The sequence below is a fragment of the Acidovorax sp. LjRoot118 genome, from assembly GCF_964253575.1.
GTDB lineage: Bacteria > Pseudomonadota > Gammaproteobacteria > Burkholderiales > Burkholderiaceae_C > Acidovorax.
Window position 1 is genome coordinate 6,299,784 of sequence record NZ_CAXURB020000001.1, and the last position, 13,224, is coordinate 6,313,007.

Here is a 13,224-nt window from a genome sequence, read left to right on the forward strand (position 1 = left end):
GTGTGCCGCAGAGCCACGCCGCCGGGGCGCCAAGACGGGATTTTCAGAACCACCAGGAGACAAGACATGACCTCGCACACCCCTGCCACCACCGCGCCGCGCCGGCGTCTTCTGGCTTTGGCCGCCGCTGCCATCGCCTGCACCGCCGCACTGCCCCTGCAGGCACAGACCACCCACTGGCCTGCCAAGCCCGTGAAGCTCGTCGTGGGCTATGCGGCCGGCGGCGCCACCGATGTCATCGCGCGCCTGGTCGCCATCAAGCTCGGCGACCAGCTTGGCCAGCCCGTGGTGGTGGACAACCGCGCGGGCGCCAACAGCAACGTGGGCGCCGAGAACGTGGCACGCGCGCCGGCCGACGGGTACACGCTGTACGTCTACACCATCGCCAACACCATCAACGCCTCGCTGTACCCCAAGCTGGGCTACGACCCGGTCAAGGACTTCGAGCCCATCGGCATGATCGCCAAGATCCCCAACATCCTGGTGGTCAACCCCAAGCTGCCGGTGAAGAATCTGGCCGACTACGTGCGCTACGCCAAGGAGTCCAAGGACGGCATCACCTTCGCGTCCTCGGGCAGCGGCTCGTCCATCCACCTCTCGGGCGAGATGTTCAAGATGCAGTCCCAGCTCAAGATGCTGCACGTGCCCTACCGCGGCAGCGCCCCGGCCGTCACCGACCTGCTTGGCGGCCAGGTGGACTCGATGTTCGACAACACGCCCTCGGCCCTGCCGCATGTGCAGGCCGGCAAGCTGCGCGCCATTGCCATCACCAGCGCCCAGCGCTCGCCCCTGCTGCCGGACGTGCCCACGCTGGCCGAGTCGGGCTACGCGGGCTTCGACGTGCAGTCGTGGTTCGCGCTGGCCGCGCCTGCGGGCACCCCGCGCCCCGTGGTCGAGCAGCTCAACACCGCCCTCAACAAGGTGCTGGCCCTGCCGGAGGTGCGCAACCGCCTGCAGGAGCTGGCCGCTACGCCCGATTCCGGCACGCCCGACAAGATGCGCAGCTTTGCCGCCGCCGAGATCAAGCGCTGGCGTGAAGTCGTCAAGGCCTCCGGCGCCACCGCGGAGTAGGCGACGGGAAAAGTCCTCCTGGCGTCGTTGTTCCGTCTTGTCGTACTGACCGTACAGCCTGCGACGGAACGCCTAGCCAGGACCGCTTCGCTGGGCTTTGCCCGCCGCTTGTGACGCTCTTCATCGAATCTCAACCCAGGAATACCTGCCCTCCATGTTCCCCATCGACTTCTTCTGGCGCGCCGCCCAGCGCTGGCCCGACCGCATCGCCATTGATGCTCCCGAGGGCGCCATCCGCTACGACGCGCTGGCCGCGCGCGTGGCGGCCCTCGCTGCGGGTCTCACCGCACTCGATCCTTTGCCGCAAAGCCGCGTGGGCATCTGCGCGGGCAACAGCGCCGACCACATCGCTGCGCTGCTGGCCGTGCTGGCCTGCGGCAAGGTCTGGGTGCCGCTCAACCCCAAGAGCACCCGGCCCGAGATCCGGCGTATCGTCGACGCGACCGAGCCCTCCATCTTGGTGCTCGACGCGGCCTGCGCCGACCTGCTCGAAGGCGCACCGGGCGCCCGGGTGTTGGCGGGTGGCGACACCACCAGCGCGGCCACGCTCGCGGGCCTGGCCCAGGCGTATGCCGGCGCGCAGCGGCCGGCGCTAGACCTGCCGGACGACGCCACCCAGGCCATCAAGTTCACGGGCGGCACCACCGGCGCACCCAAGGGCGTGATGCAGCCCTATCGCGCGTGGATGGCCAACATCAGCAACCAGATCCACGCCTGGGGCTTCGACGAGCACGAGCGCTACATCGTGGCCGCGCCCATCACGCACGGCACCTCCACCTACCTGCTGCCCATCCTGGCGCAGGGCGGCTGCCACGTGGTGCTGGGCGGCGCGGGTGCCGAGGCGGTGCGCGCGGCCTTCCGCGAGCGCGGCGGCACGGTGTGCTTCATGCCGCCCACGCTGGTCTACATGCTGATGGCGCTGCCGGGCGCTTCGCGCGCAGACTTTCCGCGCCTGCGCCGGCTCATCTACGGCGGCGCACCCATGCCGCCCGAGAAGATCCGCCAGGTGCGCGACTTCTTCGGCCCGGTGCTGGGCACGACCTATGGCCAGACCGAGGCGCCGCAGATCCTCACCGTCATGCGTCCCGAAGACTTCGAGGACCCGCACAACTGGGCGGCCGTGGGCCGCACCACCTGGTTCAGCGACGTGGCTATCATGGCGCCCGACGGCCGCCTGCTGCCCACGGGCGAGGTGGGCGAGGTGGTGGCGCGCGGCGACCTGCTGATGACCGGCTACTGGCGCCTGCCCGAGAAGACCGCCGAAACCCTGGTGGACGGCTGGCTGCACACCGGCGACCGCGGGCTCATCGACGGGCGCGGCTACCTCTACCTCAAGGACCGGCTCAAGGACATGGTGATCACCGGCGGCTTCAACGTCTACCCGGTGGACGTGGAGAACGCCCTGGGCCAGCACCCGGCCGTGCACGAATGCACCGTGTTCGGCCTGCCCGACGACAAGTGGGGCGAGACCGTGCAGGCCGCCGTGCAGCTGCGCCCCGGCCAGCAGGCCAGCGAGGCCGAGCTGATCGCCTTCGTGCGCGAGCGCCTGGGGCCGGTGCAGACGCCCAAGCACATCCATTTTCACGACAGCCTGCCGCGTTCGCCCGTGGGCAAGGTGCTCAAGTCCGCCGTGCGCGATGCGGCCCTGGCCCTCGCCCCTACTGCCTGAAGGAACCCACCCCATGACCGCCCCATCTGCCAAGACCCCCGTCACCCGCCTGTGCACCCACACCCTCACCAGCCTGCATTACCGCGATGCGAACCTGGTGGAGGACCTGATGGGCAAGAAGACCTTCACCGAGGTGATGCTCATGCAGATCCTGGGCCGCGCGCCGCGTGGCGTGGACCTGCGCATTACCGACGTGGTGCTCATCGTGCTCATGGAGCACGGCCTCACACCCAGCGCCATCGCCACGCGGCTGATCTACATGAGCGCGCCCGAGAACCTGCAGGGCGCCGTGTCGGCCGGCCTGTTGGCGGTGGGCAGCTCCTTCGTGGGCACCATGGAGAACTGCGCCGGCCTGCTCGACCGCATCGCGGCCGCAGCCGACCCTGCTGCCGAGGCCCTGGCCATCGCGCGCCACTACAAGGGCCTCAAATCCCCGGTTCCGGGCTTCGGTCACCACCTGCATAAGCCGGTGGATCCGCGCGCCTACAAGCTGCTGGAGATGGGCCGCGCCGAGGCCGAACTGAAGGGCGACAAGATCCGTGCACTGGAGACCCTGTCCCAGGCCGTCGACGAGGTGGCGGGGCGCCCTATCACCATCAACGCCACGGGGGCCGTGGCCGCGCTGCTGGGCGAGATCGGCGTGCCTGCCGCGGTGATGCGCGGCTTCGCCGTTATCTCGCGCGCGGCCGGGCTGGTGGCGCACATCGTCGAGGAGCAGAACAGCCCCTCGGGCCGCTTCATCTGGGACACCATCGAGCACGCGATTCCCTTCGTCGGCGGCAAGGACGGCCAGGCATGAGCGGCGGCCAGGAAGGCACGGTGCTCGTCACCGGCGCCAGCCGCGGCATCGGCCGCGCCGTGGCCACGCGGTTGATGGCCGATGGCCTGCATGTCGTGAACTTCGACATCGCCGCGCCCGAGGCCATTGCACAGTGCGAGACCTTCGTGCAGGTGGACCTGGCCGACGAGGCCGCCCTGCGCGACGCGCTGGCCCGCACCGTGGCCGCGCGGCCCATCACCCGCCTGGTGAACAACGCAGGCATCGTGCGCCCGGCCGGCATCGATGCGACCACCAGTGCCGACCTGCAGGCCGTGATGGCCGTCAACCTGGCGGCGTCCATGGCGTGCGTGCAGGCGCTGCTGCCCGCCATGCGCGCGGCGCGCTTCGGGCGCATCGTCAACATATCGAGCCGCGCAGCGTTGGGCAAGGGCGAGCGCATCGCCTACTCGGCCAGCAAGGCAGCGGTGCACGGCTTCACGCGCACCCTGGCGCTGGAGCTGGGCGCCGACGGCATCACCGCCAACGCCATCGGCCCCGGGCCGATTGCCACCGAACTCTTCGAACGCGTGAACCCGCCCGGTGCACCGGCTACCCAGCGCATCCTGGACAACATTCCCGTGCGCCGCATGGGGCAGCCCGACGAGGTGGCGCACCTCGTGGCATCGCTGCTCGATGCGCGCGCGGGCTTCACCACCGGCCAGGTGGTCTACGTGTGCGGCGGCATGACCGTGGGGCTGGCACCATGAGCGCGCCGAAGAATATGCCACCCGCCCTGCCGCTGGACCTGTCTGGCCGCGTGGTCTTCGTGGCCGGTGGCGGCTCGGCCGGCCCGGGCTGGAGCATCGGCCGGGCGTCTTGCGTGACCTACGCGCGCCTGGGCGCCAGCGTCTGCGTGGCCGACCGCGACGCAGCATCGGCCGAAGAGACCACGGCGCTGATCCACGCCGAGGGCGGCACGGCCGCCACCTTCGTGGGCGACGTGGCCGTGGCAGCGGACGTCAAGCGCCTGTTCGCCGAGGCGCGCGAGCGCTTCGGCGGCGCCATCGACGTGCTGCACCACAACGTGGGCATCGGCAAGACCGGCGGCCCGCTGGAGACCAGCGCCGAGGACTTCGACCGCATCCACGGCGTGAATGTGGGCAGCCTTCTGCTGGCCTGCCAGGAGGTGCTGCCCAGCATGGTGGAGCGCGGGCGTGGCTCCATCATCACCATCTCGTCCATCGCGGGCATGCGCTACCTGGGCTACCCGCACCTGGCCTATGGGGTCACCAAGGCCGCGGTCACGCACTTCACGCGCATGATCGCGCAGCAGTATGCGGGCCAGGGGGTGCGCGCCAACACCGTGGTGCCGGGCCTGATCGACACGCCGCGCATCGCGACCACGGTGGCCAGGATGTTCTCGGACACCAGCCTGGACGAGGCGCGCGCCGCGCGTGCCCGCCAGGTGCCCATGGGCCGCATGGGCACGGCCTGGGACGTGGCCCACGCTTGCGCTTTCCTCGCCAGCGATGCATCGGCCTACGTGACCGGCACCGAACTGGTGGTGGACGGCGGCATCATGGGCAAGTTCGTGTAGGGCCTGGCTCAGAAGCTGTGCATGACCCCGGCGGAAACACCGGTGGCCACGCGCTTGTTGGCTGCACCCTGGAAGCCGTTGCGCCATCGCGTGTGGTCCAGTTCGGCGTAGACCCGCGTGCGGCGCGACAGTTTGTATTCGGCGAAGGCCACCATGCGGCCGTAGCCATCGTCTGCTGCGGCGGTGCGTGTGCGGTCGATCTTGTAGTAGGTGGCGGTCAGGTCCAGCAGCGGTAGCGCCGCCCAGGTGGCGCCCGCCGAGAGCACGCGCTGTTCGGTGTGCGTGGCCGCACCGGTCTTCGCCTTGCTGCGCCCGGCGTTCGCGGCCAGGCGCACGCTGCCCCACTGGTACGCAGCGCCCAGCGTGGCCGCATCGAGCGGTCGCAGGTTGGCGTCCTTGAAGGTCTGCCAGGCGCCGGACACGGTGAAGCCGCCATCCGCATACGCCAGGCCCAGGCCGTGCGAGGACAGGGCCGACGATTGCGATGCCACCTCGCCCACCCCCAGCATGGCCCGCGCCGTGAGGCCGCCAAAGCGGCCGGTGAGCTTGACCGCATTGTCCAGCCGGTAGGAGCCGGTATTGGCGCCCGCGCTGCCGTACTCGATTCCCAGGCCGTGCTGGCTCAGCGCTGTCACGCCGATGTTGGGGTTGAAGCTGGCGAAGCGCATGGACAGCGGGTCCACGGGCGAGATCGCATCGGCCAGCAGCGTGGTCTGGCGGCCGAGCGCCACGGTGGCCCAGCCCGCCTGCAGGCCCACCCACGAGGCGCGGTCGAAGTATTTGGCGCTGTTAGCGGGCGCACCGGTATCGGCGTTGAGGCCGCTTTCCAGGTTGAACAGCGCACGGGCACCACCGCCCAGGTCTTCGCTGCCGCGCACGCCCCAGCGGCTGGTGGTGTGGATGCCGCTGCCCAGGCTGTGGTGCGAGCCCGGTGCGGGGGCGTTGGCGGCCGTGAGCCCGCTGGCGTGGCGCAAGCCCAGGTCCACCACGCCGTAGAGCGTGAGGCTGCCGGCGGATGGGCTGGTCGATGCGGTCTGGGCGAACGCCGGCGCGCAGGCCAGCAGGGCGCAGATGGCGCCGTTTGTCTTCTTCATGCTGTCTCCTCGGATGGAATGTTCTTGTGGGCGGGATCAATCCGCCGTCAACTGGGCCTTCTGCACTACGCCGCGCCACTTGGCCAGCTCCTGGCGCACGGTCAGAGCCAGGGCCTCGGGCGTGCTGCTGTCCACCACGGCGCCTTGTTCTTCGATGCGCTGCACCACGTCCTTGTCGGCCAAGGCGGTGTTGAGGGCCTTGTTGAGCTGGTCCACCACAGCCTTCGGTGTCTTGCCGGGGGCGAACAGTGCGTACCACTGCGTGATCTCCACGCCCTTGATGCCCGCCTCTTCGAGCGTGGGTACGTCGGGCATCAGCGAGGAGCGCTTGGGGCCGGCCAGCGCGAGGGCGCGCAGCTTGCCGTTCTTCACATGCGAGGAGGCCGAGAACAGGCTGGGGAACATCACCTGCGTCTGGTTGGCCATGGTGTCGTTCATCGCCGGGGCCGATCCCCGGTAGGGCACATGCGCCATCTGCGCGCCGCTCTCGAGCTTGAACATCTCGGCCGAGAAATGCGGCGCCGTGCCATTGCCGGCCGATGCGTAGTTGTAGGAGGTCGGATGGGCTTTGGTCAGCGCCACGAACTCGGCCACCGTCTTCGCCGGCACCTTGGGGTTGACCACCATCAGCGTGGGCGAGTAGCAGACCATGCCGATGGGCTCGAACTGGGTGACGGGGTCGTAGCGCAGCTTCTGCAGCGCCGGGCTCATGCCGTGCGTGCCGATGTAGCCAAACAGGATGGTGTGGCCGTCGGGCGTGGCGCGCGCCACGTACTCGGCGGCAATGGCGCCGTTGGCGCCGGCCTTGTTTTCGACGATCACCGATTGGCCCAGCAGCTGCGACATCTTTTGCGCCACCACGCGCGCCATGCCGTCGTTGCCGCCCCCGGCGGCCGTGGGCACGACCAGGGTGATGGAGCGCTCCGGGAAGGCTGCGTGTGCCGCCAGAGGTGCACCTGCCAGCGTGGCGAAGGCCAGCGCGGCGGCCAGCGTGCGGCGCAATGTGGATGGGGGTTTGCGGTGGTTCATGGTCTTGTCTCCGGTCAGGTCGTTATGGATGGTTGGGAAAGGAAATCAGAGGTGTTCGGCAGGGTGCTGCGCCACGAACAGCGTGCCCTCCAGGATCTTTCGGGCGGTACGCACCAGGGCGGCCTGCACCAGCGTGCAATGGCCGTCCACCAGGGCCAGCTCGACGTCCACATGGATGCGGCCGGCCGGGTGCAGAACCTCCACGCGGCGCGTGCCGGCGCTGGGCGCGCTGCGCGCGTCGCTGGCCACGGTGCCGGGCAGCACCATGGCCGCAGCCACGCCGATGGCGCCGGTCACGGCGTGCGAGCGGTGGCAGCGCCGGGGCGTGAAGTAGCGCGAGACGATGCTGCCGGGCGCAGGGCCGTCGGAGACGATCACCGGCTTGGGCAGCACGCTGCCCGAGACGTCGCCCATGCCCATGCGCAACCCGGCCTCGCAGCGAAGGGCTTCGAGCCGGGCGAGCAGGGCGGTGTCGGCATCGAGCTCTGCCGGGCTCTCGTCGCCGCGCAGGCCCAGGTCGGCCGCGCGCACCAGCACCATCACCTGGGCGGCGTCGATGCAGGTCACCGGCAGGCCGTAGATGGTGTCGATGCGCTGCCCGGTCGGGAAGATCTGGCCCGTGACGGCGCCCCAGGCGTCGAGGAAGTTCATCAGCACCGGGGCGGCCGTGCCCTGCACGCCGTCGATGTGCACGTCGCCCTCGTAGTGCACGCGGCCGCCGCGGGTCTGCACCTGCACGTCGATGCGTGAGCGGGTGTTGACGTTGTAGACCCGCACCCGCGTCACCTCGCCGGTGCGGCTGGCGGGCACCAGGCCCTGCTCGATGGCGAAGGGCCCCACGCCGGCCAGCATGTTGCCGCAGTTGGGCCGCGTGTCCACGCGGGCCTCGTCCACGCTGACCTGGGCGAACAGGTAGTCCACGTCGCAGCCCGGATGCGACGAGCGCGAGACGATGGCCACCTTGCTGGTCAGCGAGTTGCCGCCGCCCAGGCCGTCGATCTGCAGCTCGTGGGGCGAACCCAGGGCCGCGATCAACGTGCGGTCACGCTCTGCCGGGTCTTGCGGCAGCCAGTCGGCCAGGAAGAAGGGGCCCCTGGAGGTGCCGCCGCGCATCAGAACGCAAGGAAGGTTGTAGCTCATGGGTCTGCATGGTGCGGCTCTCCGGTTTGTTTGTGAATTGCATTGTTGGCAACGATTGATGCATGCCAAGCAATAGATGCCAGGCGCTTTTACGTGCTGAAATGGGGCCTGTAAATTGCAACTCTGCGAAGCATTGATGCACGGCGCGCAACGCCATGCGCCCCCTTGCCTCCCACTATCGTTCCTGCCAGGACATGCCATGCACAACAAGTTCGACCTTGCCGACATCCAGGCCTTTGCCGCGGTGGCCGAGCTGCACAGCTTTCGCGCTGCGGCCGAATCCATCCACCTGTCGCAACCGGCCTTCAGCCGCCGCATCGACAAGCTCGAAGAGGCGCTGGGCGTGCGCCTGCTCGACCGCACCACGCGCCGCGTGACGCTTACGGCCGTGGGCCGCGATTTCGCACGCAAGACGCGGCTGTGGCTCGACGACCTCGACGGCATGCTCATGGGCCTGGGCGACGTGGCGGCGCGGCGCATGGGCGAGGTGACCATTGCCTGTGTGCCCTCGGCCGTGTATTACTTTTTGCCGCAGGTGGTCAAGCGTTACCACGAGCGGTTTCCGAAAATCCGGGTCAAGGTGTACGACGCCAGCGCCAACGAGGTGCTGGTGGCCGTGGCGCAGGGCGATGCGGACTTTGGCCTGAATTTCATCGGCAGCCAGGAGGCCGAGATCGAGTTCAAGCCCGTGCTGGCCGAGCGCTTTGTAGCCGCCTGCCGGCGCGACCATGTGCTGGCCCGGCGCAAAAAGGTCACCTGGGCGGAGCTGGGCCAGCACGACTTCATGTCGGTGGGCAAGACCTCGGGCAACCGCCTGCTGATGGACCTGGCGCTGGCCAACGTGCCCGATCGCCCGCAGTGCCTGTACGAGGCCAAGCATGTGACCACCCTGCTCGGCCTGGTCGAGGCGGGGCTGGGCGTGGCGGCCGTGCCGCGCCTGGCCATGCCGGGCAAGGACCACCCCACGCTGGTCAGCATTCCCCTGGTCGACCCGGTGGTCACGCGGCAGATGGGGCTCATCAAACGCCGCGGGCGCTCCCTGTCGCCGGCGGCCCAGCAGCTGTATGACCTGCTGGAGGCTACGCGTTCTTCGCGCCCGCGCAGCGTGCCCGCAGCATAAAAAATACAATCTGGGCAATGACAGCACCAACCAAGCACCGCGTCGTCGTCGGCCTCTCAGGCGGCGTGGACTCGGCCGTCACCGCCCACCTGCTCAAGCAGCAGGGCCACGAGGTGGTCGGCATCTTCATGAAGAACTGGGAAGACGATGACGACAGCGAGTACTGCTCGTCCAACGTCGACTTCGTGGACGCGGCCGCCGTGGCGGACGTGCTCGGCATCGAGATCGAGCACGTGAACTTCGCTGCCGACTACAAGGACCGGGTGTTCGCCGAGTTCCTGCGCGAGTACCAGGCCGGCCGCACGCCCAACCCCGACGTGCTCTGCAACGCCGAGATCAAGTTCAAGGCCTTTCTCGACCATGCGATGCGCCTTGGCGCCGAGAAGATCGCCACGGGGCATTACGCACGGGTTCGCCAGAACCCGGCCTCGGGCCTGTTCGAATTGCTCAAGGGGCTGGACCCGTCCAAGGACCAGAGCTACTTTTTGCACCGCCTGAACCAGGCGCAGCTGTCCAAGACCCTGTTCCCCGTGGGCGAGCTGCACAAGACCGAGGTGCGCCGCATCGCCGAGGCAATCGGCCTGCCCAACGCCAAGAAGAAGGACTCCACCGGCATCTGCTTCATCGGCGAGCGGCCGTTCCGCGAGTTTTTGAACCGCTACATCAGCCATGCGCCCGGCCCCATCCAGGACGACCGGGGCCGCACCCTGGGCAAGCACGTGGGCCTGAGTTTCTACACCCTGGGCCAGCGCCAGGGCCTGGGCATCGGTGGCATCAAGGAAAAGGGCGCCCAGCGCGGCGGCGGCGAGCACGAGCCCTGGTTCGTGGCGCGCAAGGACCTGGCGAAGAACACGCTGCGCGTGGTGCAGGGGCATGACCACCCCTGGCTGCTGTCGCATGCGCTGACCGCGCAGGACGTGAGCTGGACGGCGGGCCACGCGCCGGCACCGGGCGTCTATGGCTCCAAAACGCGCTACCGCCAGCAGGACGCCGCCTGCACCGTGCTCGCGGCCGACGACGCCGGCCTGAGCCTGCAGTTCCCGGACGCCCAGTGGGCCGTCACGCCCGGCCAGTCGGCCGTGCTGTATGACGGCGACGTCTGCCTGGGCGGCGGCGTGATTTCCAGCGCGGCGGAGTAACTAGCGGATCCAGCCCTGCAGCCCGTCGCGCTGCAGGCTGGCTTCTAGCAAGGCCTGCAGGCGCAGGCCGGCGTGCAAGTCCTCCTCGGTAGTTTCGTAGTGCATGCCGGCGAGCGATGCGGCCGTGGCCTCGTCCGTGCCGTGCAGCTGCGCCACCTTGGTGGCCAGGTCCGCTGTTTCCTGCGGGCGCAGGCCGGTGAAGGCCTGGCGCAGGTCCGGCAGGTGGGCCACGAAGGCCGCGTCGTCCCACTGGCGCACCAGGGCGTCCAGCCCCTGCAGCAGGGCTGGCAGGCGCAGCAGCAGCTCGGGTGCGGCGGTCATCATGCCGTTCAGGAACTGCACCGCTTCTTGCGGCTGCGCTCCGGGGCCGAAGCGCTGGCGCACCACGGCATCCAGCGCCGCATCGTCCCAGTGGCCGTCCAGGTAGAGCAGCGCGGTGGCGGCGCCGGCCACGCCCGGTGCAACGCCGGCACCGGTGGCAAAACGTTGCAGGTGGTCCGTGAGCAGGCTGGCATCGATGGCACTGGCGTCTTCTTTTCCGTCCAGGCTGGCGAGCAGGCGCCCCAGTTCGCGCAGCGAGAGCAGCAGGCGCACGGCATGCTCCTGCCCGTCCGCCGGCGTCTGCGCCAGCGGCGGCAGCAGGTACAGGGCGGCGGGCCACACGCGCTGCAGCAGGCCCGCCAGCTGCGGGTTCTGCTGCACGCCCAGCGGCTCGCGCGCACGCCACAGTGTGACCAGGCGGTGCCCGCATTCCACGACGGAGCCGAGCGAGGCATCCTCGTCGAGGTGGGCCGAGAGCATGGCCAGCAGCTGCGGCAGCCGCGCGTGCAGGCCCACCAGGCAGGCGCGCTGCAGCAGGGCGACGGCGGCGCTGGCGCTGCGCCCGCGGCCCTGGTCGGACAGGGCAGCCTCTTCGCGCAGCAGCCGCGCCAGGCACACTGCTTGCACACTGGCGCCGTCGCTGGCCAGCGCGATCAGGCGCGCCTCGACCATGGGCGACCAGGCGGCGCGCCATTCCTCGAACAGCATGTTCAGCCGGCTGCCGGCGATGAAATCGGGCCCGGCCACCCACTGTGCCAGGCCCGCATCGAGGTAGGCCATGGCGTGCAGGAAGCGGCTGCGCTCGCGGTGCGAGGGCTTGCGGTACAGGTCCAGCCGCACCGTGCGCGAGGCGCTGTCGTCCAGGCGCACGCCAGCGGCCCGGGCCAGGCGGCGCGCGTCCTCGATCAGCGGTGGCGAGCCGGCCGAGGGCGGCACATCGCCGATGCGCGTGCCGCCCAGGAAGGCGCGCAGGTCGGCCGTGAAGCCGCGCGTGCCCTCGTCCATCGCGCCCTTGACGAAGCACGAGCGGATCGCGTCCAGCAGGTCCTGGCGGCCCGGCCCGGCGTTACCGCGCAGTTCGGCCAGGCGCACGGCCTGCAGCGCGGCGGCCTGCACCAGCGCGGTGGAGACGGCGTCGGCCTGGTCCTGCGCGCGGGTCTGCTGCGCGAAGCGGGTCAGCAGGTCCAGCGCCACCACGGTGAGGGGGTGGACCGCCCCGGTCGCCGGGACATCGCGTTGGGCCGGGGCCTGCAGCGCCTCCAGGGCTTCCCAGGTGCGCTGGTAGTAGCCCGGTGACGGCATGCCGGCGCCATAGCCATTGAGCGCATCGAGCTGCTCGAAGCTGTAGCGGATCAGCCAGGCATCGGGCTCCGCGGCCTTGTTCTTTTTGGCTGCAGCCTTGGCGGGCGCCGCCAGGGGCGGGGCCGTCTTCCAGCTGCGCAGCAGCTCGGCGGTGTGAAAGCCCCCGGTCACCACCACGATGGGGCCCTGCACCTCGCTGCGCCAGCGGCGGATGTGCGCGGCCATATGGCGCTCGCGTGGCAGGCTCAGCTCGGCCTCCAGCACCTCGGGCTCGTAGTCCTGCCGGGCCATGGCGCACCAGCTGAACACGTCGGCGAACAGCGTGCGCCAGTCGGCCAGCGCCTCGGGCGTGCGCAGTTCGAACAGCCTGTCCCACAGGTCGTGGTGGTCCACGCAGCCGAGTTGGCGTGCCATGGCGTTCAGGTAGCGGCTGTGGGCGAAGTGGCGCTCCTCCATCTGGCTGCGCGCGGTGTCGGGGGCCTGCGTTTCCTCCCCGCCATCGCCTTCGCCGTAGCGGCGCTCCCAGGCCTTGTGGCGCCAGGGCAGGTCGATGAGTGCGACCTGCGCGCCGAGGGCCACACCCTCGCGCACGGCGATCCATTCGGGGCTGTAGTCGCACAGGGGGTAGAAGGAGCTGCTGGTCACCGTGCGCGGCGCGGCGGACTCAGGTTCGGCCTCGGTGCCTTCCTCGCCGGGGTCAGGCGGCTCGGCCTTGGCTTCGCGCGTGGCCTGGCACAGCCAGGCCACGGGGGTGCGGGTCAGCGGGTCCTGCAGCAGGGGCAGCAGAGCGTCGAGGTCATCCGGGCCCTCGATCAGCACGGCCGCCGGGCGCACCTCGCGCAGCAGGTGGCGCAGCGCCCAGGCACAGGCCGGGCTGTGGTGGCGCACGGGCACGAAGAAGATGCCCTCGTCGCCGAGCAACTGCGGCAGCAGGGCCGCTATTTCCGGCGGCAGGCCCGCGGGCTGCGGTGTTGTGCTCACC

At 70.0% G+C, this 13,224-nt stretch carries 11 protein-coding genes; 7 read left to right on the forward strand and 4 right to left on the reverse strand.

What is annotated here, in order from left to right; genetic code table 11:
- Positions 1 to 66 precede the first annotated feature (66 nt).
- The 5 genes from ACSQ9E_RS29640 (at position 67) to ACSQ9E_RS29660 (ending at position 5,097) form a co-directional block, all read left to right on the forward strand.
- The gene (locus ACSQ9E_RS29640) at positions 67 to 1,071 is read left to right on the forward strand and encodes a tripartite tricarboxylate transporter substrate binding protein (RefSeq protein ID WP_428003067.1); all 1,005 of its coding nucleotides are present in this window, start codon (positions 67 to 69) and stop codon (positions 1,069 to 1,071) included.
- Positions 1,072 to 1,225: 154 nt separating this feature from the next.
- Entirely contained in the window at positions 1,226 to 2,740 is a 1,515-nt protein-coding gene (locus ACSQ9E_RS29645) for a class I adenylate-forming enzyme family protein (RefSeq protein ID WP_436219919.1), read from the forward strand.
- 13 nt (positions 2,741 to 2,753) lie between these two features.
- Positions 2,754 to 3,539, forward strand: coding sequence for a citryl-CoA lyase (locus tag ACSQ9E_RS29650; protein WP_436176155.1), 786 nt, complete (start codon positions 2,754 to 2,756; stop codon positions 3,537 to 3,539).
- Entirely contained in the window at positions 3,536 to 4,267 is a 732-nt protein-coding gene (locus ACSQ9E_RS29655) for an SDR family NAD(P)-dependent oxidoreductase (protein ID WP_436219920.1), read from the forward strand. The genes ACSQ9E_RS29650 and ACSQ9E_RS29655 overlap by 4 nt, the downstream gene beginning before the upstream one ends.
- Positions 4,264 to 5,097, forward strand: coding sequence for an SDR family NAD(P)-dependent oxidoreductase (locus tag ACSQ9E_RS29660; RefSeq protein WP_436219921.1), 834 nt, complete (start codon positions 4,264 to 4,266; stop codon positions 5,095 to 5,097). Before ACSQ9E_RS29655 ends, ACSQ9E_RS29660 begins: the two co-directional genes overlap by 4 nt.
- Positions 5,098 to 5,105: 8 nt before the next feature.
- Here ACSQ9E_RS29660 and ACSQ9E_RS29665 read toward each other — a convergent pair whose 3' ends face one another.
- Genes ACSQ9E_RS29665 through ACSQ9E_RS29675 form a run of 3 tightly spaced genes read right to left on the reverse strand, consistent with a single transcriptional unit; the run spans position 5,106 to position 8,360 of the window.
- Positions 5,106 to 6,191: a porin gene (locus ACSQ9E_RS29665; protein ID WP_057200565.1), complete on the reverse strand. Its 1,086-nt coding sequence runs from the start codon at positions 6,189 to 6,191 to the stop codon at positions 5,106 to 5,108.
- 36 nt (positions 6,192 to 6,227) lie between these two features.
- On the reverse strand, positions 6,228 to 7,220 hold the full coding sequence (locus ACSQ9E_RS29670; RefSeq protein WP_436219922.1) for a Bug family tripartite tricarboxylate transporter substrate binding protein: 993 nt from the start codon (positions 7,218 to 7,220) through the stop codon (positions 6,228 to 6,230).
- A 45-nt stretch (positions 7,221 to 7,265) separates the two neighbouring features.
- Entirely contained in the window at positions 7,266 to 8,360 is a 1,095-nt protein-coding gene (locus ACSQ9E_RS29675) for a 4-oxalomesaconate tautomerase (RefSeq protein ID WP_436219923.1), read from the reverse strand.
- Positions 8,361 to 8,559: 199 nt separating this feature from the next.
- Here ACSQ9E_RS29675 and ACSQ9E_RS29680 point away from each other — a divergent pair, with 199 nt between their 5' ends.
- Positions 8,560 to 9,480 (forward strand): LysR family transcriptional regulator, encoded by a 921-nt coding sequence (locus ACSQ9E_RS29680; RefSeq protein ID WP_057266977.1) that lies wholly within the window; start codon positions 8,560 to 8,562, stop codon positions 9,478 to 9,480.
- A gap of 17 nt (positions 9,481 to 9,497) precedes the next feature.
- Positions 9,498 to 10,619, forward strand: a complete 1,122-nt coding sequence (mnmA, locus tag ACSQ9E_RS29685) for a tRNA 2-thiouridine(34) synthase MnmA (RefSeq protein ID WP_057200569.1) — start codon at positions 9,498 to 9,500, stop codon at positions 10,617 to 10,619.
- Here mnmA and ACSQ9E_RS29690 read toward each other — a convergent pair whose 3' ends face one another.
- The gene (locus ACSQ9E_RS29690; protein WP_436219924.1) at positions 10,620 to 13,223 is read right to left on the reverse strand and encodes a DUF5682 family protein; all 2,604 of its coding nucleotides are present in this window, start codon (positions 13,221 to 13,223) and stop codon (positions 10,620 to 10,622) included.
- Position 13,224 lies beyond the last annotated feature (1 nt).

Bases quoted from the DNA above. Each gene is read 5' to 3' on its own strand.
- ACSQ9E_RS29640 (WP_428003067.1), top strand. From the start codon at position 67: ATGACCTCGCACACCCCTGCCACCACCGCGCCGCGCCGGCGTCTTCTG.
- ACSQ9E_RS29645 (WP_436219919.1), top strand. From the start codon at position 1,226: ATGTTCCCCATCGACTTCTTCTGGCGCGCCGCCCAGCGCTGGCCCGAC.
- ACSQ9E_RS29650 (WP_436176155.1), top strand. From the start codon at position 2,754: ATGACCGCCCCATCTGCCAAGACCCCCGTCACCCGCCTGTGCACCCAC.
- ACSQ9E_RS29655 (WP_436219920.1), top strand. From the start codon at position 3,536: ATGAGCGGCGGCCAGGAAGGCACGGTGCTCGTCACCGGCGCCAGCCGC.
- ACSQ9E_RS29660 (WP_436219921.1), top strand. From the start codon at position 4,264: ATGAGCGCGCCGAAGAATATGCCACCCGCCCTGCCGCTGGACCTGTCT.
- ACSQ9E_RS29665 (WP_057200565.1), bottom strand. From the start codon at position 6,191: ATGAAGAAGACAAACGGCGCCATCTGCGCCCTGCTGGCCTGCGCGCCG.
- ACSQ9E_RS29670 (WP_436219922.1), bottom strand. From the start codon at position 7,220: ATGAACCACCGCAAACCCCCATCCACATTGCGCCGCACGCTGGCCGCC.
- ACSQ9E_RS29675 (WP_436219923.1), bottom strand. From the start codon at position 8,360: ATGAGCTACAACCTTCCTTGCGTTCTGATGCGCGGCGGCACCTCCAGG.
- ACSQ9E_RS29680 (WP_057266977.1), top strand. From the start codon at position 8,560: ATGCACAACAAGTTCGACCTTGCCGACATCCAGGCCTTTGCCGCGGTG.
- mnmA (WP_057200569.1), top strand. From the start codon at position 9,498: ATGACAGCACCAACCAAGCACCGCGTCGTCGTCGGCCTCTCAGGCGGC.